Here is a 19,151-nt window from a genome sequence, read left to right as displayed (position 1 = left end):
ATCAGTCGCGGAAGTTGTTGAAGCTCAGCGGGAAATCGCTGATCTCGGTGCGGATCATGGCCATCGCGGCCTGCAGGTCGTCGCGCTTGGCGCCCGTCACGCGGACAGCGTCGCCCTGGATGGAGGCCTGGACCTTGACCTTGCTGCCCTTGATGAGCTGCTGGATTTTTTTGGCCTGCTCGGCCTCGATGCCGTTGCGCACCTTGGAAACCTGCTTGACCTTGTCGCCGCCGATTTTTTCGGACTTGCCGATGTCCAGGAAGCGGATGTCGACGCCGGCCTTGGTGAGCTTGTTGCGCAGGATGTCGTTCATCTGGTCGAGCTGGAAGTCGCTGTCGCCGATCAGCGTGATGTCTTTTTCCTTCAGCTCGATGGAGGCGGAGGTTCCCTTGAAGTCAAAGCGCGTGGCGATTTCCTTGCCGGTGTTTTCCACGGCATTTTTGACCTTGACCAGATCGGCTTCAAGTACGGTGTCGAAAGAGGGCATGGTGCAAGTCTTTGCTAGGGGATAGGGTGGGGCGGGGGTGAGACAATCCACGGATGTTAGTCGAGAAAAACGTTCCGCTCCAGCATTCCAACAGCTTTGGCATCGTGGCCAAGGCGCTCAGCCTGATCCGGGTGGGGGGTGAGGCCGACATTGCCGCCATGCTGCAGGATCCGGCCCTGAAAGCCGCGCCCAAGTTCGTGCTGGGCGGCGGCAGCAACATCGTGCTGACCGGCGACGTCAAGCCGCTGGTGCTCAAGGTCGAGATCATGGGCAAGCGCCTGCTGCGCGAAGACGCCAAAAGCTGGATCGTCGAGGCCGGCGCCGGTGAAAACTGGCATGACCTGGTGACCTGGACGCTGCAAAACGGTTACCCCGGCCTGGAAAACCTGGCCTTGATCCCGGGCACGGTCGGCGCGTCGCCGGTGCAGAACATCGGCGCCTACGGGGTCGAGCTGCAAGACCGCTTCGAGTCGCTGGACGCCATCGATTTGACGACCGGCCAGGCCTTTACCCTTAATGCCGCGCAATGCGCCTTCGGCTACCGCGATTCGGTGTTCAAGCACAGCAGCTCGGCACCGGAATCAGCCGGCCCAGGCGTCCACGGCTTCGGGCTGGAGGGCAAGGCGATCATTACAAGGGTGCGCTTTGCCCTGCCCAAGGCCTGGAAGGCCGTGCTGGGCTATGCAGATATTGAGAAAAAGATGCTGCAGTCCAGCATCCATGCGCCCAGCGCGCTACAAATTTATGAGTGGATCTGCGAGATCCGTAAAGCCAAGCTGCCCGACCCGCAGGTCATCGGCAACGCCGGCAGCTTCTTTAAAAACCCTACGGTGTCGCCCGAGCAATGCGCCGACATCATCCAGCGCGAACCCAAAATCGTCCATTACCACCTGGCCGACGGCTCGGTAAAGCTGGCTGCGGGCTGGCTGATCGACGCCTGCGGCTGGAAAGGCAAATCCATCGGCAACGCCGGCGTGTATGAAAAGCAGGCACTGGTGCTCGTCAACCGCGGCGGCTCGGCCAACCCCGTCACCGGCGGCGAGGTCATGACGCTGGCCAAATCCATCCAGACCAGCGTGTATGAGCGCTTCGGCATCCTGCTGGAGCCCGAGCCGGTGGTGGTCTAAGGCATGGCGCGGCTGGGTGAGACCTATCGCGGGCCGCGTATGCCGCTGTGGCGACGGCTGGTGCTGCGGTATTCGGCTTCCACCGCCGCCAGGTTGGCCTTCACCGCCGTCTGCATCGTGCTAGCCGTGTTTTTTATAGGCTGGCGCCCGCCGGCCGTGGTCATTGTTACGGCGGTGGGCTTGTTCGCCGTTATGGGCATGGCCGGTATTTGGGCCAGCCGCGAACGCAGCCGCCTCGTGCGTGAAGCCCCGCTGCCCAACTTCCTGAAGCACAAGCTGGTAGCCACCTACCCGCACCTCACCCTGCGCGACGCCGAACTGGTCGAACGCGGCCTGCGCCAGTTCTTCATCGCCTGCCAGCGCAGCAACAAGCGCTTCGTCGCCATGCCGTCCCAAGTGGTCGACAGCATGTGGCATGAATTCATCCTGCACACATCGGCCTACCGCGAATGGTGCAACCTGGTGATTGGCCGTTTTATCGACCACGTGCCCGCCGAAGTGCTGGGCCACAAGGCATCCACCAACGACGGCCTGCGCCGCGCGTGGTACTGGGCTTGCCGCGAAGAATCCATCAACCCCAAAAAGCCCAGCCGCCTGCCCCTGCTGTTTGCGCTGGACGCCAAATTCGCCATCCCCGGCGGCTTTGTCTACCAGGCCGATTGCAAGGGCGTGCGCCGCGATAACGGTGGGGGAGGCGGCTGCGGCGCCCACTGCGGCGAAAGCTTTTCAGACGGCAGCTACAGCGGCGATGCGGATGGCTTCGGCGGCAGCGAAAGCTCATCCAGCAGCGGAGACGGCGGCAGCGACGGCGGGAGTGGTTGCGGTTCGGGGTGTGGCGGTGGGGGCGACTGAGTCTGCCGACCGGCTTTGTTGGACCTGTTCAGCAGAGATTTCGAATTAGAGCCCATCCCCCTGCAATTGCTATGCTTTTAATAGCTGCTTTCCCATAGTCCACAAGGGCTAGAGGCCAATTTCACGAAAAGAATGCCGCCACGGCCGGGTTTTCGCCACCTAGGCTTCTATTCAAGCTTGTTTTCATACTTGCGCCCCGTATTAAAGATTAATTTAATGTGACTCACTAAATTAAAGAACGCTTTCAAACAATGCGCAGTACCGGCACCTATGAACAGCACAAAAGCCGTAACAGGCTTCTACATATCTATTCAACAAGCTGCCCGCTTGCGACGTCATAGTGCACCCTTGTGATTGAACCGTCCTGTATTCGTTGTACTGCTTCGTCAATGACGTCCAACCGCACCAAGAACCATTCTTGGGGCTTTACGGGTTGGCCAAAGCGATCCTCAATCGTCAAGTCCAGCCGGGCGGCCCCGAATAGGCGGTGGAAGATGTTTTCCAGCTTGACACGATTCATGTTGTGAAGTTTGTAGGTCGCTACAACCTCAACATCGGCCAGAAGATAGGTGGCGTCATTTTTAGCAGTTGCGATGCGGCTTTCAACCTTCCCTCCCGTTACGCCGATCTTGTGGATCAACTGGCGGTGTTCAACCACGAAGGGCAGATTTGATAGGCTTCGAAGCACATAAATGGTCCCGGACTCGATGTCTCCCTCTTCTGGGGTGCCTCCAAACAGTGGGCCAGCTTCAGGGTCGGAAACTAGCCTGGCGGACTCGTCTCGATGCAGGGAGCGTTGCAGTGAGCGCATCAAAACGCTGGCCTCGGTGCCGTTGTCAAACACGACCCGAAGGCGGCTGTCGCGCCGTCCGTACTCTGTAGTGAATTCCTCGCCAACCTCAGCAATGTAGGCAATTTGCCCACCGATGATGAAGTAGGCCCCCAGCACAATGTCGTCTAGTGCCTTTTCTTTGGACTGGAAGCTGCGACCTTGCCGAATTCCCGATTTGAGGTCGCTACGCACGGCGTCGAACAAGGGTTCGAACTGCGCGAAGTCCACGCATTTTTCTCGATTGGCGATCTCTTCGGCTAAGCGTTTTTCTGCAATTGACCGAACGTGCTTCAAAACCCGGATGTCTTGTCCGTCGACGCTGGGGACGTCCACGCCAAGTTCAGCCAGCAGGGCATCTTCGTCCAATGCATCGACATTAGAGCTTGCGACTGAGGCGCCTGCCAGCAGCCCTGGGGCATCCAGCCCTGCCAGAAGGGCGTGCGCCTCCGGCAGCTTGCGCAACTGATCCAGCCTCACAGCATAGAGTCGCTCAAAGATGTCACCCCCTTCGCCATGCTGGGGTGCTCGACCGTGCGTCTGGTGGAAGCGAAGGATGTCCTCAAAGCCCGCGATGATGCGTTCCTCGCGCGGGGTGCGACTGGAGATCTTTATTGGCGTCGCGTCAACCCCCAGGGCGTCCAGCAGCTCGTCGTCGTCCAGGTCAGCCATTGCTGGACTCCCCTTGAGCTAACGCCGCCTTGGCCTGCGCGCGGTAGCGCGCGAAGGCAGCCACGCCTTCAGCCATGCGTTTTTCCCAGGCATCGGCCGAATTGATGTCGGGCAGGCGGCCTCGTTCGTTCTTGAATTGCAAGGCGCGCTTTGACAGGTCGCGCGCTTCGTCCTCGGCGATGCTTACCTTCTTCGCTGCAATGGCGGCCTGCACCTGGCGCAGCGACTTCTCATCCATCGCTTTGGCTAGCACCGAATAGGCAGCGTCGAAAGGGTTGATGCTGTCGATCAGGTCGATGTCCAGGTCGCGTACATTGACGAACTTGCGCACACCGTCCAGTAACGCCGTGTTGCCCTGTACCGCGCTGCTGCCGCCAGCGTCGGCTTGGGCCAAGGCCAGCTTGGCCTGCTGGGTGATGTTCATGGCGGCGATAGCGTGCTGCCGAATGGCCTCCTGGTCGCCCTCGCTCAGCTCCGGGTAACGCTCGCGCACGATCTTGCCCATGCGCAACTGAGTCAGCTCTTCGGGCACGGTATTTTCCTTGTCGAACAGGCCGCGCTCTAGCGCGATCTTGTCCTGCAGGAAGCTGGTCACTACCTCGTTCAGGTCTTCCTTGCAGATACGGGTCGCCTCGGGAGTCTCTGGCTTGGCCAGGCCGCTGATCTCGACGTGGTATTGGCCGGTGGCCTCGTTCACGCCGACGTTTGCGCCACCTTCCTGGTAGCCTTGCCCGTCGTTGTAGACAAAACCATCTAGGGCACCCGCATTCTTGGGCGTGAACTCATAGCGCGGCGCCAGCACCTGTTCCATCAATAGGCTGGCGGAGATGGCCTTGAGCATATCGTTCACGGCCTCGGTCACGGCGGATTGCTCAGCCGTAGGCTCGGCAATCAAATTGGTGAAGCGCGAGCGTTCCTTGCCTTTGGCGTCACGCGTGGCACGGCCAATGATTTGCACGATCTCGGTCAGGCTGCTGCGGTAGCCGATGGTCAGCGCGTGTTCGCACCAGATCCAGTCGAAGCCTTCCTTGGCCATGCCCAGGGCGATGATCACGTCCACGTGGTCGCGGTTGTCCTTTTGCTCGGGGTCTTTCAAAGCGCCCAACACCCGAGTGCGCTTGGCGGGATCGCTATCGTCCACCAGGTCGGCCACCTTCAGCACGTGACCCTCTTTGGTCTGCACCAGATGAAAGCCCGTGACAGGGTCAACGCCGGTCCAGGTGCCCATGCCGTGCATGATCTCATCCACCTCGCGCTGCTTGTCCTTCAGGCTCTCGCGCGCGTTTACGTTCGGGATGTGGACGATGGTCTTCAGCGCCGGGTCCAGCACCTTGGTCACCGCATCAACATACGGCCCGGTGTAGAAGAAGTAGCCGATGTCCAGCGACTTGAGCCACTGGTAGCCGTTGAGCTGCTCATAGTAGGTATAGGTGATGGTTTCGAAGCGGGATTCGTCCGCTGGGCCCAACACCGCCTCGCTGTCGCCACGGAAGTAGGAGCCCGTCATGGCCACCAGGTGCACCTTGTCGCGAGCGATAAAGGCGCCCAACTGCTTGCCCAACACGTTGTCCGGGTTGCTTGAGACGTGGTGAAATTCGTCGATGGCGATCAGGCGGTCATCGAAGGACTCTATACCCATCGCTTCTACCGCAAAACGGAAGGTCGCATGTGTGCAAACCAGCACCTTGTCGCTGCTGGCCAGGAACTGGCGCACAGCATCCACCTTGGACTTGGCCGCGCGAGGCTCATCACCACCGGGCGCGTTGCATAGGTTCCACTGCGGGGCAACCTTCCAGTCCCAGTAAAAACCGAACCGGGTCAATGCCTCGTCGGAGAAGCTGCCTCCGATAGACCGCTCAGGCACTACCACGATAGCTTGCTTCAGGTCTTGGTTGTGCAGCTTGTCCAGCGCAATGAACATCAGCGCCCGGGACTTACCGGAGGCCGGTGGCGATTTGATCAGCAGGTATTGCTCGCCGCGCTTGGCATACGCACGCTCTTGCATAGCGCGCATGCCCAGTTCGTTGGCTTTGCTGGATGCGCCTGTCCGCGCGGTGGCAATGGAGACGGACGGCACGGTGTAAGCATTGGTCGGATTGTTGACGTAATCGCTCATGATGCGTTCATTCTCTCCTTGGCGGCCTTTGCGGCGGGCTTAGCCTTTTCTGCAGTCGTCATCTTCGTGTACATCTCAAACAATTTCTCCAGCCGCTCAGTGTCGTTCTTAAAGCGGCGGCCAATGTAGATGCGCTCCAGCACTTCGTCATTCTGCTCGTGGACGTGGAGCAGGTTATCCGGCATATTGTCTGGGTCATACAGGTCGGCGATAGTGGCGGGGAAGTGTGCCTCCCGAGCCAACAGGATATTCTGAGCACAACCAGTCAGATCTGCTTTGTTTTGCTCGGTGATCAGAGGAATAGGAAAGGTATTCCAGCCAAGCGTGTTTGAATATGAGAAATCCATTCTCATGCGAACACAGACATTGGCAATCCAAACCAAATGCATTCGACTGGTCACAATCGATAGAAGCCATATTTCTGGGTTGTATATAACAGCGGCGCGATCAGAGGCGACCGTCGCGCTGTCGACAATCCCGGCAGGCAAATATGGGCGTCTTTCAGAAGAGACTCGCGGCACTATGAGCGCTACCCCTTCCCTATGGGGGGCAAAAACAAATCTATGCGGCGTGTCTGCATTCGCGTTAGCTTGCTGCCCTTTACTGCTATTGCGTAACGCCCTTACGTTTTCTAGCCTCGCCTCAATTTCAGGGATTGATCGTGCTTCCTGAACAAATCGATCGTCAATCCAAAAACAAAATCGTGGAACTCCATTAATAAACTCGGTTGAGCCGACGTATTGTTTAATGAATTTTTCTGCAGTTGGGGCAATGCGCAGGAACGCATTTTTCTCATCTCGATCAAGGATTAAGTTCCCGCCATCCGTTGGTTTATTTCCATAGTCCATTCTGGGGAGACCGTTGAGTGGTCGACTGGACTTTTCTACAATCACATTCCCCATCGGGATTAAATAAGGACCGATGTTTTCGACAACTCTTTTTTCACCTTCTTCAAATATTATTTTTTGACCGATTTTCTTTTTTGCGAGACCAACCACAATGACCGTGACGCCAGCGTTTTTGCTGGCAAGATTGCTCCAGTGGAAAGGCCTGTGGGCAAAAAATATATCCAAACCTTGTCCGAATATCAGCGGCCAAAGCATGGCCACCTGCTCTCCTTGGCAAATTGATTTTGTGGCAACAAATGCACAGCGACACTCATCCACAGAACTAATGTAGTCCGCCGCTTTCAAATACCATGCGGCAACATAATCAAGATCTTTGAAGCTTTTAGCGCGTGCTGAAAATAGTAGTGCCAAGTCACGCTGCTGCTGCTCATCTCGCCAACGGCTACCTAAATACGGTGGGTTTCCGCAAATATATGTTTCGCCACCTTCATTTGCAAAATCAATTTCCGCTTGTTCCAATGGCGACTCAAAGAGATCATCTGCAACCACCCTAACCCCTGTGCCTGTTGGCGGGCAGATGCTTAACCAATCGAGCCGAAGTGCGTTGCCGCACACGATCCAGTTTTGCGCATCCAGTGGCAGAAACTCTGCTAGCGCATCTTGCTGTCCCCGATACAGAACATCACACTGGAATTCGGCGATGATGAGTGCCAATCTGGCAATCTCAGCGGGAAAATCACGCAGCTCAATGCCTCGAAAATTGGTGAGAGGAATCTCGCTACCCAAGTGCAATTCGCCTCTGCGGCGATTGATGTCCGCCTCGATCTCGCGCATCTGCTTGTAGGCGATGACCAGGAAATTACCGGAGCCGCAGGCTGGATCAAACACCCGAATGCGCGCCATGCGCTTGCGCAGATTCAGCAGCTTGCGCTCGTTGTCGCCGGCCTCGGCCAACGCCGCGCGCAGGTCGTCAAGAAACAATGGGTTCAATACCTTCAGGATGTTGGGCACACTTGTGTAGTGCATGCCCAAGGCGCCGCGCTCCTCGTCGTCGGCCACCGCTTGGATCATGCTGCCGAAGATATCGGGGTTGATCTCGCGCCAAGTCAGGGCGCCAGCGTGCAGCAGGTAGGTGCGCGCCATGCGCGTGAAGCCCGGCACTTCGGTGCTGCCAGAGAACAGGCCACCGTTCACATAGGGAAAGCCGTTAGCCCAGTTGGGCAAACGTGGCATGGCGGTGGCGCGGTCGATCGACTTGATGTTCATGGCGCGGAAGATCTCCGACAGCACCTCGTGGGTATTGCTGCCGTCGCTTGCGCTCATTTTGTCGACGGTATGTGTGAAGAGCCCTTTGCTGTTGAAAATGTCGGTGTCTTCGGCAAAAAAGCAGAACACCAGGCGCGCCATGAAATGGTTCATGTCGCTGCGCCGCTTGTCCGTGGCCCAAGCCGGATTCTCACGCAGCAATTCAACGTAGAGCTTGTTCAGACGCCCCGTGGCGCGCACGTCGATGGGGTTGTCCTTGATCTCCTTGATAGTAGAGATGCCAGCCAGAGGCAAAAGGAAACCAAAGTGGTTTGGGAAGTCAGGGAAGTCGGGAGCGATTGTTTCCCCGCTCGCCAGTTCTTCGGCCTGAAGCGTGTGGCCATCTGTAGCAAGGATGAACTTGGCCTTGGCCTTCGTCGTGGCTTGGCTGGCGCGCAGCGCCTTGAGCGTGTCACCGACGGCCCCGACTGGGCACACCGCGAGATGGATGTTATTGCGTAGCAGCACACCACCTGCCACGTCCGATGCATTGTTGTTGCCCGTGCGCAGGCGCTTGAGCGTGGTGTCCTTGTTGCCGAATGCGGCTAGAAACGTGAACGGGAACTCCGCTGCGTCAAAGGGTTGAAGAGCGAGCTCTGAAATAGCTTGTTCGATTTCTACGGCGTTCATTAGTGTGGCACTTGTGTTGAATATCCTTGAGGCGAGCCGACCGGTGGCTTTCTAGTTGGAAACTATTTTGATGATGAAAAAAGCCCGCGTTCGCGGGCTTCATTATTGGGCCTATCTCAGTTTACTTACCCAGCTTCAAAAAATCATCCCCCTTACCCAACTCCAACATCCCAGCACTGGAATAAATCCCCAGCTTCGCCCGCGTATCCGTGATGTCCAGATTACGCATCGTCAACTGCCCAATCCGGTCCAGCGGCGAGAACGGCGCGTCTTCCACCTTTTCCATGCTCAAACGCTCAGGCGCGTAGGTCAGGTTGGGCGACTCGGTGTTCAGCAGCGAGTAATCGTTACCGCGGCGCAGTTCCAGCGTGACGGTGCCGGTGATGGCGCTGGCGATCCAGCGTTGGGCGGTTTCGCGCAGCATGATGGCCTGGCTGTCGAACCAGCGGCCCTGGTAGAGCAGGCGGCCTAGCTTGCGGCCGTTGTCGCGGTATTGCTCGATGGTGTCTTCGTTGTGAATGCCGGTGACGAGGCGCTCGTAGGCGATGAACAGCAGCGCGAGGCCGGGGGCTTCGTAGATGCCGCGGCTTTTGGCTTCGATGATGCGGTTTTCGATCTGGTCGCTCATGCCCAGGCCGTGGCGGCCGCCGATTTCGTTGGCTTTGAGGATCAGGCTCACAAGGTCGGGGTATGCGACGCCGTTCAGGGCGACGGGGCGGCCTTCTTCAAAGGTCACGCTGACTTCTTCAGCCTTGACGACGCAGTCGTCTTTCCAGAAGGGCACGCCCATGATGGGGTTGACGATCTTGATGCCGCTGTTGAGGTTTTCCAGGTCTTTGGCTTCGTGCGTGGCGCCCAGCATGTTGCTGTCGGTGCTGTAGGCCTTTTCGGCGCTCATCTTGTAGCCAAAGCCGTTGGCCGTCATGAAGGCGCTCATCTCGGCGCGGCCGCCCAGTTCGTCGATGAACTGTTGGTCCAGCCAGGGTTTGTAGATTTTCAGCGCGGGGTTGGTCAGCAGGCCGTAGCGGTAGAAGCGCTCGATGTCATTGCCCTTGAAGGTGGAGCCGTCGCCCCAGATGTTCACGTCGTCCTGCTTCATCGCGCTGACCAGCATGGTGCCGGTAACGGCGCGGCCCAGCGGCGTGGTGTTGAAGTAGGTCACGCCGGCGGTAGTGATGTGGAAGGCGCCACTTTGCAGCGCGGCAATGCCTTCAGCGGCGAGCTGTGGGCGGCAGTCAACCAGGCGGGCCTTGATGGCGCCGTATTCCATGGCCTTGCGCGGGATTTCGTCGTAATCGGCTTCGTCGGGTTGGCCCAGGTTGGCGGTGTAGGCGTAGGGCAGGGCGCCCTTCTGTTTCATCCACAACAGCGCGGCGCTGGTGTCCAGGCCGCCAGAGAACGCGATGCCGACCTTTTGGTTGGCGGGGATGTTTTGCAGAATGGTGTTGGACATGTTTAAGGCCTGAATATGGCTGTAGCCCTTGCTGGGTATGGGCTTTAGCTATGAAAAAAGGAGCGGTTTGGTGAGTCTGGCGTTTCTTAACCGAAGTGGCAGATGTAGTGATACGCGGCTTCGCCGGCGGCCACGCGGATCTCGAATTTGGCGTTGCCCGGCACGCTGAATTTTTCGCCTGCCGAAGACCTCACCCATTCATCGCTGCCGGCCAGCTTGTATTCGCAGGCGCCGGCCACGCATTCCATGATCTCGGGCGCGCCGGTGTTGAAGGTCAGGCTGGCCGGCAGGATCACGCCGACCGATTTTTTGGTGCCGTCGGCAAAAGTGATGCCGTGGCTGACGCATTTGCCGTCAAAGTACACATTGGCCTGGGTGCTGACGCTGACGTTGTCGATTTTTTCGGTGGGCATGGAAAGGTGCTGACGATAAAAGAAGGTGAAGAGGGTGTGTGTTGCAGGGGCCCCACAGAGGCCCCGCAGAGCGCCAAACCGCTGATTTTAGGTCACCGAGGCCTTTTGCCCGGCTGGCGGTGAATCCGTTTGGGCCTGTATGGCGTATTTGAGGTATGTCCTGCCGTGTTTTCGCTGATTTTCGATTTCCGGCTGATCCCTCACAATGGCTGCATGAAACCAGAAAGCCCGGATATCCAATTGATCGCACTTATTGACCGTGTGGCCCAAGCCGATGAGTCGGCCCTGCGGGAGCTGTACGAGCTGACCTCGTCCAAGCTTTACGGCGTGGCGGTGCGCGTGGTGACCAACCGCGAATGGGCCGAAGACGTGCTGCAAGAGGCTTTTCTCAATATCTGGCGCATCGCGGGCGACTACAAATCCACCCTCTCGCCGCCCATGGCCTGGATGGGTCTGGTGGTGCGCAGCCGCGGCCTTGATTTTTTACGGCGCCGGGCCTCTGACCGGGCCGACCTGATGCAGGAACTCGACGACGTGATCTCTGACACCGTGGCGGGCGACTCGCCCAACCCGATGGACACCACCCAGGCCAGCGAACAGGCCTGGGCTTTGCACCAGTGCCTGGGCCAGCTCGAGCACAAGCAGCGCGAGGTGGTGAGCCTGGCGTATTTGCGCGACCTGAGCCATGGTGAGCTGGCCGAGCAGCTGAAGCTGCCGCTGGGTACGGTCAAGACCTGGATCCGCCGCGGACTTGAACAGCTGCGCGGCTGCATGGCGAGGTTCGCGTAATGAATTTGCAAAACAACCCCTCCCTGATGGACCAACTGGCGGCCAGCTACGCGCTGGGCACGCTGCGCGGTGGCGCACGCCGGCGCTTTGAGGCTTTGGCACGCGACAACGCGCCCTTGCGCGCCGCGGCGCTGATCTGGCAAGGCCGTTTGGCATCCGTGGCCGAACTGCAAGCGCAGGAGGCGCCCAGCCCGGCCGTGTGGAAGCGCATTGAAAACCTCGTCAAGGCCGACAAAGAGGCGCGGGCCATGCAGGCAGCGCGTGCGGCAACGCCGGCTGCTGCGGCGGGCGGCTTGTGGGCCAGCCTGGGCCTGTGGCGCGGCGGCGCGGCGGCCGGTGCGATTGCCACCGTGGCGGCTGTTGTGGTCGGGCTGAATGTGAATGGCCGCCTGAGCGGGCAGGTGAGCGAGCTGACCGCCAAACTGACGGCGACGCCGGCCATCGAATACGTGGCCGTGCTGACGGACGACAAGGCATCGGCATCGCTGCTGGTGACTTTTGATCCCAAGAACAAATCGCTGGTGCTCAAACGCGTGGGCAATTTCAGGGAGCCGCCTGACAAGTCCCTGGAGCTGTGGGCCCTGCCGGCTGCGGCGGGTGTAGCGCCCAAGTCGCTGGGTGTGATGGGTTCGGATGGGGTAGCCCGCCTGAAGGTCGCGGACACCGACATGCGGCAGGTTCCGGGTCTGGCCATCACGCTGGAGCCCAAGGGCGGCGTGCCGCCGGGCACGGCGGCGACCGGGCCACTGCTGTTCAAGGGCGCGCTCATCGAGACGCCGAAATAAAACCATCAGCATCGCCATTACGGGCGGACAACAAAAAGGGGCGTTTGAAACGCCCCTTTTTTTATTCAACCGAAACCGGCGGTTCCGGCCGTTTTTTTAACGCCAGTGGCGGTGCCCGCCATAACCCCGGCTGTAGCCGAAGTTCAGCGACAGGCCGATCGGTGCGTAATAAGGCTGGTAGTAAGGGCGTGGGTAGTAAGCAGGGTAAACCGCTGGCTGCACATACGCAGGCTGCACGTAGGTCACGGGTTGCTGAACCACATAGCCCTGCTGCGCGGGTTCCACATAGGTCTGGGGTTGCGGGGCCGACTGGAAGGTCTGCGGCGCCGGCGCCATGGCGCCGACCGGCGTGACCTGCAGGCGCACGTACTGGCCGGGGTCGGTGGCCATCTGGGTGTTGTACTGCGTGCCCTGGTATTCGTAGACCACGTTGTAGTGGCTGGGGCGGTTTTCGTAATAGGTCTGCGTCGTGCATTGCTGCATGTTCTGGACCTGGGTGTTGTTGCCCTCGATGCGGTCGCCGATCATGGCGCCGCCGACCAGGCCGAGCACGGTGGCCGCCGCCCGGCCGCCGCCGTTGCCGATGGCGTTACCGACGGCGCCGCCTGCCAGCGCACCCATCAGCGCGCCCGCGCCGGAACTGGGGGCCTGCGTGATGACGGGCTGGTTGCTGCAGACCTGGCGCGGCACGGCCACTTGCTGGACCACCGGCGTGCTGGAGATCACGCGCGCCAGGATGTCCATGGCGGAGGCGGGCACGGCCGCAAAACCGGTGGCTGCGGCGAGGGTGGAGAGGACAAGTGCTTTTTTCATGATTCAAACCTTTTTCAGCAAATGGCTGAAGTTGCGCCGCTGGAGGGCTGGCCGGTGGTGCGGAGGGTGCTCCGGCGGCAATCCCGATTTTAGTAAGTCAGAGTCGTTTTGGGCCGCCAAGTTCGGTAAATCGGTGGTAAAGCTGTAAGGAGTAGAAAGGCAGAAAAACCACGATATTGGGCGTAAAGCGGGCTAAAGCGTGACAAAAGCACGCACCCCGATTTTCCGAGGCGCTTAAATCCGCGCCGCCCAGTCCGCCGCATCAAACCCGACCGTGATGCCCTTCTTGCCCCAGTCCACCACCGGGCGCTTGATGACGCTGGGGTTGGCCAGCATCAGGGCCCGGGCGCTGCCGCTGTCGTGCACGCCGGCCTGCTCGGCTGCATCCAGCTTGCGCCAGGTCGTGCCCTTGCGGTTGAGCACCTTTTCCCATCCGGCCGCTTCAGTCCAGCGCGCAAGCTGGTCCGCGGGAACGCCGCTCTTCTTGAAATCGTGGAATTGATAGTCCACGCCCTGGTCGCCAAGCCATGCGCGGGCTTTTTTGACGGTGTCGCAGTTGGGAATGCCGTAAAGAATGATCATGGGGCGATTTTGGCAGATTTCTTTGGCAGAAAAATTTAAGGAAAAAATCCGTTTTGCCCAAGCGCTGTATAGGCTGGTAGCTATCAATTCAATAGCAAATCGCAGAATGAGCCTGCCCGGGGACGCCTCTTTGGCAAGGCTGGAATAATGAAGAACGCCGGCCCGGTGCCTGCCCGCCAGCCGCTTTTCACAGACGCTTCAACACGGACTGCCCATTCATGACCGCCCCAACTCCCCAAGCCAGCCTCTACCCGCCCATCGAGCCCTTTCGCACCGGCGTGCTGGAAACGGGCGACGGCCATTCGGTGTACTGGGAGCTGTGCGGCAACCCCAAGGGCAAGCCGGCGGTGTTTTTGCACGGCGGGCCCGGCGCGGGTTGCTCGCCCGACCATCGCCGCCTGTTTGACCCCAAGCGTTACTGCGTGCTGCTGTTCGACCAGCGCGGCTGCGGCCGCTCGCGCCCCAGCGCATCCCTGGACAACAACACGACCTGGGACCTGGTCGCCGACATCGAACGGCTGCGCACCCTGCTGGGCGTGGAGCGCTGGCTGGTCTTCGGCGGCTCCTGGGGCAGCTCGCTGGCGCTGGCTTATGCGCAGACGCATCCGGCCCGCGTGTCGGCGCTGGTGGTGCGCGGCATTTTTGCGCTGCGCCGCGCCGAGCTGCTCTGGTACTACCAGGAAGGCGCTTCGTGGTTGTTCCCTGACCTGTGGGAGGAATTCCTCAAGCCCATTCCCGAGGCCGAACGCGGCGACCTGATCGCCGCCTACCGCAAACGCCTGGTGGGCACGGACCGCGCGGCGCAACTGGCCGCCGCCCGCGCCTGGAGCCTCTGGGAAGGCCAGACCATCACGCTGCTGCCCGACCGGGACTTTGCGACCCAATACGGCGGCGACGACTTCGCGCTGGCGTTTGCGCGCATTGAAAACCATTACTTTGTGCACGCCGGCTGGCTCGACGAAGGCCAGCTGATTCGCGACGCCCACAAGCTGGCCGGGATTCCGGGCGTCATCGTGCAAGGCCGTTACGACGTGGCCACGCCGGCCAAAACCGCCTGGGATTTGCACCGCGCCTGGCCCGAGGCTGAATTTCATATGGTGGCCGACGCCGGGCATGCGTTTAACGAGCCTGGAATCCTGCGCCAACTAATCGCCGCAACCGACCGCTTCGCCCGCTGAGCCCGGGGTTTTAGGCCCTGCGCGACAATGCTGGGCTGTATGAAACAACTGACAACCCTCGACGACTGGCTCGCCTACTGCGAGCACCTGCACCCCGTCGGCATCGACATGGGCCTGACCCGCATCAGCGCGGTGGCCAAACGCATGGGACTGGCTTTTGACTGCCCCATCATCACGGTCGCTGGCACCAACGGCAAAGGCTCGACCTGCGCGATGCTCGAGGCCATCCTGCTGCAGGCCGGCTACCGCACCGGCGTCTTCACCTCACCGCACCTGGTGCATTTTGAAGAGCGCTGCCGGGTGCGCGGCGATATCGTCAGTGCTCCTGATTTGATAGCGAACTTTGAACTGGTGGAGCGGGCCAGGACCCAAAACGGCGAAGATATTTCGCTGACCTACTTTGAGTTCACCACGCTGGCCATCCTGCAGTTGCTGGCCAGTGCCAAGCTCGACGTCGTCGTGCTCGAAGTCGGCCTGGGCGGGCGGCTGGACGCCGTCAACATGCTGGACGCCGATTGCGCGGTGATCACCAGCATCGACCTGGACCACATGGAATACCTCGGCCCCGACCGCGAAAGCATAGGCCGCGAAAAAGCCGGCATCATGCGCGCCGGCAAGCCGGTCATCGTGAGCGACCCGGTGCCGCCACAAAGCGTTGTTGACCACGCCGCCGCAGTGGGCGCTGACTTGTGGCGCTTCGGCACGGACTTCAACTTTTCGGGCGACAAGCAGCAATGGGGCTGGGCCGGGCGCGGGCGCCGTTATGCCGGGCTGGCGTACCCGGCGCTGCGCGGCGCCAACCAGCTGGTCAATGCCTCGGGCGTGCTGGCGGCGCTGACGGCCCTGCGTGAGCGCCTGCCGGTGACGGCCCAGGCCGTGCGCAACGGCCTGTCGATGGTCGAGCTGCCCGGGCGCTTCCAGATCGTCCCCGGCCAGCCCACGCTGGTGCTGGACGTGGCGCACAACCCGCATTCGGTGGCCGCGCTGGCGGAGAACCTGGACGCCATGGGTTTTTACCCCTGCACCCATGCGGTGTTCGGCGCCATGGCCGACAAGGACCTCGCCCCCATGCTGGCGCGGGTGGGGCCGCTTATCGACAAGTGGTATTTCACCGATTTGCCGACGCCGCGGGCCGCATCGGCGGCCGATTTGCAGGCGAAGTGGACGGCCGCCAACACCCGGCCGGACGCGACCGCCGGCACTTACAAATCCCCCGAAGCGGCCCTGCAGGCGGCGGTCAAGGCCGCGACCCCCGCTGATAGAATTGTCGTGTTCGGCTCGTTCTACACGGTGGGCGGCATTTTGAAGGACGGTGTGCCCCGTCTTTCGGCCCCGCACCTGGCCCCCTGAAGCGTTTTTTCGAGGGCTTTCAGCCCGCGTTCACCGTCGACGTCACCCTTATCGGATCCAAGCCACACCATGCCGTTTTTCAACTTCCGCCGGGGCGGCTCCAACGCTGCTCCCAACGCCGGGTCAGCCGCTCAAACGGAAAGCGTGGAAGTGATCCGCAAACGCGCCAAACACCGCCTGATCGGCTCTGCCGTGCTGGTGCTGATCGGCGTGGTGGGGTTTCCGCTGGTGTTCGACACCCAGCCCCGGCCGGTCCCGGTCGACATCCCGATTGAAATTCCCGGCAAGGGCACGGTCAAGCCGCTGGCAGTGCCGGCGCCTGCCGCGGCCACAGCGCCGGCCGCCACGCCAAAGCCCGCCGACAAGGTAGCGGCCAACGCCAGCTTGTCGCCCAAGGAAGAAATCCTTGCATCAAATCCGGCTCCAGCCCAGGCTGCATCTGCACCTGCTGCTATCAAAAACGAAGCAAAACCGCAGCCCAAACCTGAGCCGAAACCCGAAGTGAAGCCTGAGCCGAAGCCGGCCGCCAAGCCAGCGGCCAAGCCCGACGACGCCGCGCGCGCCAGCGCACTGCTCAACGGCACTGCGCCGCCGGCGGCCAAGCCTGCCGCCGCCGAGGCCGAAGGCCGCTTTGTGGTGCAGGTCGGCGCCTTCGCCGAAGACGCCAAGGCCCGCGAAGCGCGCCAGAAGGTCGAAAAAGCCGGCCTCAAAACCTATACCCAAGTGGCTGAAACCAAGGACGGCAAGCGAATCCGGGTCCGTGTGGGCCCATTTGCGAGCAGGGCCGAGGCCGAAAAAGCCGCCAGCAAGATCAAGACCCTTGATTTGCCGGCAGCCATCCTGACCTTGTAATAAGTACTCCGTTGTTCTGTGACAGCTGTTGACTGGGTTTTGCTGGGGGTGCTGGTGTTTTCCATGCTGCTGGGCGCATGGCGCGGGCTGGTGTATGAGGTTTTGTCGGTGCTGGGCTGGGCGGTGTCGTTTTATGTGGCGCAATGGTTTGCGCCTGACCTGGCCACCCGCTTGCCGGTGCAGTCGGCTTCTGACCCCGTGCGTTACGCGGCGGCTTTTGTGCTGATTTTTATTGCCTCGGTGTTCGCGGCGGGGCTGCTGGCGTTTCTGGTGAAAAAGCTGGTGGCCGCCATCGGCCTGGCGCCGGTAGACCGGGTGTTCGGCGCCGCCTTTGGCGCGCTGCGCGGAATTATTTTGCTGCTGGCTGCGGCTGTCGTGATCAACATGACGGCGCTCAAATCCGGCAGCTGGTGGCAGGAATCAAAGGGCGCGCCGTTGCTGACGGCCACGTTGCACGCCCTGAAGCCCCTGCTGCCTGAACAGTTTGCCAAGTATTTAATTTAACTTTCAAGAGTCAACTCTTCATGATCGGAACACCATGTGCGGGATAGTCGGCGTCGTCAGCAAAGCCCCGGTCAACCAGCTCATCTATGACGGCCTGCTGCTGCTGCAGCATCGCGGCCAGGATGCTGCGGGCATCGTCACGCAGCAAGGGCGCAAGTTCTACATGCACAAGGCCAAGGGCATGGTGCGCGATGTGTTCCGCACCCGCAACATGCGGGCGCTTCCGGGCACGGTGGGCCTGGGCCAGGTGCGTTACCCGACGGCGGGCAACGCCTACAGCGAAGACGAAGCACAGCCGTTTTACGTCAACGCGCCGTTTGGCCTCGTCTTGTCGCACAACGGCAACCTGACCAACGCGGCCGAGCTCAAGGCCGAGCTCTTCAACACCGACCATCGCCACATCAACACCGACAGCGACTCCGAAGTGCTGCTCAACGTGCTGGCGCATGAGCTGGAAAAAACCACGCGCGGCCTGCCGCTCAAACCCATCGACGTGTTTGCCGCCGTGCGCGGCGTACACAAGCGCGTGAAGGGCTCTTACGCCGTCGTCGCGCTGATCGCCGGCCACGGCCTGCTGGCGTTTCGTGACCCCTTCGGCATCCGCCCGCTGTGCATCGGCCACGGCGAGAATGAAAACGGCGCCACCGTCATGGTGGCCAGCGAATCGGTCGCGCTGGAAGGCACCTCGCACCAGTTCGAGCGCGACATCGCGCCGGGCGAGGCGGTGTATGTGGACCTCGAAGGCAAAGTGCACGCCGAGCAGTGCGCACCCAGCGCCAAGCTCAACCCCTGTATTTTTGAATTTGTCTACCTGGCCCGGCCTGACTCCGTGCTGGACGGCATCTCGGTCTACCAGGCCCGTCTGAACCTGGGCGAAACGCTGGCCAAGCGCGTGGTCTCCACCGTGCCGCCCAGCGAGATCGATGTGATCATCCCGATCCCCGAGTCCAGCCGCCCCAGCGCCACGCAGCTGGCGCACCTGCTGGGCATTCCCTACCGCGAAGGCTTCGTCAAGAACCGCTACGTGGGCCGCACCTTCATCATGCCGGGGCAGGGCGTGCGCAAAAAATCCGTGCGCCAGAAGCTCAACGTCATCGCCAGCGAGTTCAAGGGCCGCAACGTGTTGCTGGTCGACGACTCCATCGTGCGCGGCACCACCAGCCGCGAGATCGTGCAGATGGCGCGTGACGCCGGCGCGCGCAAGGTCTACCTGGCCAGCGCGGCGCCGCCCGTGCGTTACCCGAACGTGTACGGCATCGACATGCCCACGCCCGACGAGCTGGTGGCCCACGGCCGCACCGTCGAAGAAATCCGCGAAGTGATCGGCTGCGACGCGCTGATCTACCAGGACGTGGAAGGCATGAAGCGCGCGATCGGCAAGCTCAACGGCAAGCTCGACGGCTTTGACGCCTCCTGCTTTGACGGCGTCTACATCACCGGTGATGTGACCGCTGAAACCATCGCCGCGATGAACTCGCAGCGCGCCGACACTGCCGAGAAGATCGGCGAAGACAGCGACGTGGATGTCTCCCGCCTGGCGCTGCCCAACCCGCAAGAAGCCTGAGC

Annotated in this window: 17 protein-coding genes; 9 read left to right on the top strand and 8 right to left on the bottom strand. The window is 60.9% G+C overall.

Translation table 11 applies throughout. From position 1 onward, the window contains the following. Nucleotide 1: 1 nt before the first annotated feature. The gene (locus tag DT070_RS00910) at nt 2-487 is read right to left on the bottom strand and encodes a YajQ family cyclic di-GMP-binding protein (protein WP_122953713.1); all 486 of its coding nucleotides are present in this window, start codon (nt 485-487) and stop codon (nt 2-4) included. A gap of 53 nt (nt 488-540) precedes the next feature. Between DT070_RS00910 and murB the strand changes: the two genes are divergently transcribed. Together murB and DT070_RS00900 are read left to right on the top strand one after the other, a co-directional pair. Beyond that, entirely contained in the window at nt 541-1,614 is a 1,074-nt protein-coding gene (gene murB / locus DT070_RS00905; protein ID WP_122953712.1) for a UDP-N-acetylmuramate dehydrogenase, read from the top strand. 39 nt (nt 1,615-1,653) lie between these two features. Next, complete coding sequence (locus DT070_RS00900; protein WP_228778616.1) at nt 1,654-2,466, top strand: hypothetical protein; 813 nt, start codon at nt 1,654-1,656, stop codon at nt 2,464-2,466. A 307-nt stretch (nt 2,467-2,773) separates the two neighbouring features. Here the strand turns inward: DT070_RS00900 and DT070_RS00895 are convergent, their stop codons facing one another. From DT070_RS00895 to DT070_RS00875, 5 genes are all read right to left on the bottom strand, one after another. Beyond that, complete coding sequence (locus DT070_RS00895; protein ID WP_122953710.1) at nt 2,774-3,967, bottom strand: GIY-YIG nuclease family protein; 1,194 nt, start codon at nt 3,965-3,967, stop codon at nt 2,774-2,776. After that, entirely contained in the window at nt 3,960-6,083 is a 2,124-nt protein-coding gene (locus tag DT070_RS00890) for a DEAD/DEAH box helicase (protein WP_122953709.1), read from the bottom strand. Before DT070_RS00890 ends, DT070_RS00895 begins: the two co-directional genes overlap by 8 nt. Next, on the bottom strand, nt 6,080-8,866 hold the full coding sequence (locus tag DT070_RS00885; protein WP_122953708.1) for a DNA methyltransferase: 2,787 nt from the start codon (nt 8,864-8,866) through the stop codon (nt 6,080-6,082). Before DT070_RS00885 ends, DT070_RS00890 begins: the two co-directional genes overlap by 4 nt. 121 nt (nt 8,867-8,987) lie before the next feature. Next, nucleotides 8,988-10,319, bottom strand: coding sequence for an argininosuccinate synthase (gene argG, locus DT070_RS00880; protein ID WP_122953707.1), 1,332 nt, complete (start codon nt 10,317-10,319; stop codon nt 8,988-8,990). Nucleotides 10,320-10,405: 86 nt separating this feature from the next. Further along, nucleotides 10,406-10,732 (bottom strand): pyrimidine/purine nucleoside phosphorylase, encoded by a 327-nt coding sequence (locus DT070_RS00875; RefSeq protein ID WP_122953706.1) that lies wholly within the window; start codon nt 10,730-10,732, stop codon nt 10,406-10,408. Nucleotides 10,733-10,945: 213 nt separating this feature from the next. Here DT070_RS00875 and DT070_RS00870 point away from each other — a divergent pair, with 213 nt between their 5' ends. Together DT070_RS00870 and DT070_RS00865 are read left to right on the top strand one after the other, a co-directional pair. Further along, on the top strand, nt 10,946-11,521 hold the full coding sequence (locus DT070_RS00870; protein WP_092130528.1) for an RNA polymerase sigma factor: 576 nt from the start codon (nt 10,946-10,948) through the stop codon (nt 11,519-11,521). Next, nucleotides 11,521-12,306 carry an anti-sigma factor domain-containing protein gene (locus DT070_RS00865; protein ID WP_122953705.1) on the top strand — a complete coding sequence of 262 codons (786 nt, stop codon included), beginning with the start codon at nt 11,521-11,523 and terminating at the stop codon, nt 12,304-12,306. The genes DT070_RS00870 and DT070_RS00865 overlap by 1 nt, the downstream gene beginning before the upstream one ends. A 96-nt stretch (nt 12,307-12,402) precedes the next feature. Here the strand turns inward: DT070_RS00865 and DT070_RS00860 are convergent, their stop codons facing one another. Both DT070_RS00860 and DT070_RS00855 read right to left on the bottom strand, forming a co-directional pair. Then, entirely contained in the window at nt 12,403-13,119 is a 717-nt protein-coding gene (locus DT070_RS00860; RefSeq protein WP_122953704.1) for a glycine zipper 2TM domain-containing protein, read from the bottom strand. A 234-nt stretch (nt 13,120-13,353) separates the two neighbouring features. Further along, nucleotides 13,354-13,701, bottom strand: coding sequence for an ArsC family reductase (locus tag DT070_RS00855; RefSeq protein WP_122953703.1), 348 nt, complete (start codon nt 13,699-13,701; stop codon nt 13,354-13,356). Nucleotides 13,702-13,919: 218 nt separating this feature from the next. Here DT070_RS00855 and pip point away from each other — a divergent pair, with 218 nt between their 5' ends. The 5 genes from pip to purF all read left to right on the top strand — a co-directional run bounded on the left by pip (nt 13,920) and on the right by purF (nt 19,149). Next, a complete protein-coding gene (pip, locus tag DT070_RS00850) occupies nt 13,920-14,879 on the top strand; it encodes a prolyl aminopeptidase (protein WP_122953702.1) in 960 nt (319 codons plus the stop codon). 39 nt (nt 14,880-14,918) lie between these two features. Continuing rightward, the gene (gene folC / locus DT070_RS00845; RefSeq protein ID WP_122953701.1) at nt 14,919-16,229 is read left to right on the top strand and encodes a bifunctional tetrahydrofolate synthase/dihydrofolate synthase; all 1,311 of its coding nucleotides are present in this window, start codon (nt 14,919-14,921) and stop codon (nt 16,227-16,229) included. 69 nt (nt 16,230-16,298) lie between these two features. Further along, the gene (locus DT070_RS00840) at nt 16,299-17,081 is read left to right on the top strand and encodes an SPOR domain-containing protein (protein ID WP_122953700.1); all 783 of its coding nucleotides are present in this window, start codon (nt 16,299-16,301) and stop codon (nt 17,079-17,081) included. Between the two features lie 18 nt (nt 17,082-17,099). Next, on the top strand, nt 17,100-17,585 hold the full coding sequence (locus DT070_RS00835) for a CvpA family protein (RefSeq protein WP_122953699.1): 486 nt from the start codon (nt 17,100-17,102) through the stop codon (nt 17,583-17,585). Nucleotides 17,586-17,619: 34 nt separating this feature from the next. Continuing rightward, nucleotides 17,620-19,149, top strand: coding sequence for an amidophosphoribosyltransferase (gene purF, locus DT070_RS00830; protein ID WP_122953698.1), 1,530 nt, complete (start codon nt 17,620-17,622; stop codon nt 19,147-19,149). Nucleotides 19,150-19,151: the final 2 nt, after the last annotated feature.

It is taken from the genome of Polaromonas sp. SP1 (genome assembly GCF_003711205.1).
In the GTDB taxonomy this organism is placed as follows: Bacteria; Pseudomonadota; Gammaproteobacteria; order Burkholderiales; family Burkholderiaceae_C; genus Polaromonas.
The sequence above is the reverse complement of the archived record's forward strand: the minus strand, read 5'-3'. Positions and strand labels throughout refer to the sequence as shown.

Bases quoted from the DNA above. Each gene is read 5' to 3' on its own strand.
- DT070_RS00910 (WP_122953713.1), bottom strand. From the start codon at position 487: ATGCCCTCTTTCGACACCGTACTTGAAGCCGATCTGGTCAAGGTCAAA.
- murB (WP_122953712.1), top strand. From the start codon at position 541: ATGTTAGTCGAGAAAAACGTTCCGCTCCAGCATTCCAACAGCTTTGGC.
- DT070_RS00900 (WP_228778616.1), top strand. From the start codon at position 1,654: ATGCCGCTGTGGCGACGGCTGGTGCTGCGGTATTCGGCTTCCACCGCC.
- DT070_RS00895 (WP_122953710.1), bottom strand. From the start codon at position 3,967: ATGGCTGACCTGGACGACGACGAGCTGCTGGACGCCCTGGGGGTTGAC.
- DT070_RS00890 (WP_122953709.1), bottom strand. From the start codon at position 6,083: ATGAGCGATTACGTCAACAATCCGACCAATGCTTACACCGTGCCGTCC.
- DT070_RS00885 (WP_122953708.1), bottom strand. From the start codon at position 8,866: ATGAACGCCGTAGAAATCGAACAAGCTATTTCAGAGCTCGCTCTTCAA.
- argG (WP_122953707.1), bottom strand. From the start codon at position 10,319: ATGTCCAACACCATTCTGCAAAACATCCCCGCCAACCAAAAGGTCGGC.
- DT070_RS00875 (WP_122953706.1), bottom strand. From the start codon at position 10,732: ATGCCCACCGAAAAAATCGACAACGTCAGCGTCAGCACCCAGGCCAAT.
- DT070_RS00870 (WP_092130528.1), top strand. From the start codon at position 10,946: ATGAAACCAGAAAGCCCGGATATCCAATTGATCGCACTTATTGACCGT.
- DT070_RS00865 (WP_122953705.1), top strand. From the start codon at position 11,521: ATGAATTTGCAAAACAACCCCTCCCTGATGGACCAACTGGCGGCCAGC.
- DT070_RS00860 (WP_122953704.1), bottom strand. From the start codon at position 13,119: ATGAAAAAAGCACTTGTCCTCTCCACCCTCGCCGCAGCCACCGGTTTT.
- DT070_RS00855 (WP_122953703.1), bottom strand. From the start codon at position 13,701: ATGATCATTCTTTACGGCATTCCCAACTGCGACACCGTCAAAAAAGCC.
- pip (WP_122953702.1), top strand. From the start codon at position 13,920: ATGACCGCCCCAACTCCCCAAGCCAGCCTCTACCCGCCCATCGAGCCC.
- folC (WP_122953701.1), top strand. From the start codon at position 14,919: ATGAAACAACTGACAACCCTCGACGACTGGCTCGCCTACTGCGAGCAC.
- DT070_RS00840 (WP_122953700.1), top strand. From the start codon at position 16,299: ATGCCGTTTTTCAACTTCCGCCGGGGCGGCTCCAACGCTGCTCCCAAC.
- purF (WP_122953698.1), top strand. From the start codon at position 17,620: ATGTGCGGGATAGTCGGCGTCGTCAGCAAAGCCCCGGTCAACCAGCTC.